Source organism: Rhodopseudomonas sp. BR0G17 (assembly GCF_010907025.1).
GTDB classification, from domain to species: Bacteria; Pseudomonadota; Alphaproteobacteria; order Rhizobiales; family Xanthobacteraceae; genus Rhodopseudomonas; species Rhodopseudomonas palustris_H.
Map to the genome: position 1 here is coordinate 1 of NZ_QUML01000079.1, position 1,588 is coordinate 1,588.

Annotated in this window: 1 protein-coding gene; it reads right to left on the bottom strand. The window is 66.1% G+C overall.

The window, feature by feature from the left end:
* Window positions 1-209 precede the first annotated feature (209 nt).
* A complete protein-coding gene (gene fahA / locus DY467_RS25255) occupies window positions 210-1,478 on the bottom strand; it encodes a fumarylacetoacetase (protein ID WP_164639780.1) in 1,269 nt (422 codons plus the stop codon).
* Between the last annotated feature and the right edge of the window lie 110 nt (window positions 1,479-1,588).

Consider the following 1,588-nt stretch of genomic DNA (forward strand, 5'->3'; position numbering starts at 1 on the left):
CGCTTCTCCCGCACCCCCTCGGCGGCCCGCCCGCCGGTGCAGGCGCAGATCGGCGACGTGTTGAAGGCCTGGGGCGGGAAGTAACCGCCGCGACTCGTCATTCCGGGGCGCTCACGAACGTGAGCGAACCCGGAATGTAGACATTATTTATCACCTCGAGAGTCCGGGTTCGCGCCTGACGGCGCGCCCCGGAATGACGCTGCAAGGAACTACTCGCTCGCCGCCCGCCCCGTGCCCTCGACTTCGCCGAAGCCGACGCGGTAGCCGTCGCCCTGGCACCAGCCGCGCATCACCAGGCTGTCGCCGTCCTCGAGGAAGCTGCGGCTCTCGCCGCCGGGCAATTGCACCGGTGTGGTGCCGTTCCAGCTCAATTCCAGCAGGCTGCCGAGCTGATCCTTCTCCGGGCCCGATACCGTGCCGGAACCGAGCAGGTCGCCGACGCTCATCGCGCAGCCGCTGGAGGCATGGTGCACGAGCTGCTGCACCGACGACCAGTACATGTATTTGAAATTGGTGGCGCTGATCCGCGCCGGCTGCTGCATCGCAGGCGTCCGCAACGCGACTTCCAGCGCCATGTCGTAATTGTTGGCGCCCTTCTGCTGCAGATACGGCAGCGGCGCCGGGTCCTGCACCGGCCCGGCCACGCGAAACGGCTCCAGCGCCTCGCGGGTGACGATCCACGGGCTGATCGAGGTCGCGAATGCCTTGGCTTGGAATGGGCCGAGCGGCACGTACTCCCATTGCTGGATGTCGCGCGCGCTCCAGTCGTTGAGCAAAGTGAAGCCGAAGATCATCTCCTCGGCCTGCGCTTCGGTCAGCATCGAGCCCATTACCGAGGACTGCCCGACCACCACGCCGATCTCGAGTTCGAAATCGAGCCGCTTGCAAGGCCCGAAGCTCGGCAGCTCCGCCGACGGCGGCTTGAGCTGGCCGCGCGGGCGGTGAATCGCCGTGCCGCTGACCACGACAGTCGAGGCACGGCCGTTGTAGCCGATCGGAATGTGCAGCCAGTTCGGCAGCAGCGGATTGGATTTGTCTCGGAACATGGTGCCGACATTGGTGGCGTGTTCCTTCGACGAGTAGAAATCGGTGAAGCCCTCGACGCGGAGCGGCAGATGCAGCTTCACCTGGCGCATCGGCAGCAACGCCCTGGCGCGCAACTCCGCGTTGTCGCGCAGCTCGGCATTGTCGTGCCGCAGCAGCGCACTGATCCGCGCCCGCGTGCTGCGCCACACGTTCGGCCCGAGCGCCATGAAGGCGTTGATCGAGCTTTGCGCGAACACGCCCTCCGGCAGATCGAGCAGCTTCGCGGCCTGCAATGCTGCGAGGTCGAGCACATAATCACCGATCGCGACACCGACGCGCGGCGATGGATGATCTGCGGTCGAGACCACGCCGTAAGGCAGGTTCTGGATCGGGAAGTCGGAGTCAGCCTTCACCTCAATGAAGGAGCGCAGACGAGGATCGTTGGGGTGCATTAAGGGTCCTGGAACGTTGAACGGCTCGGCTGGATCGTGAAGCTCTCTTCACCCTCCCCTGGAGGGGGAGGGTCGGCACGCAGCCCGCGCAGCGGGATGCGGGACGGGGT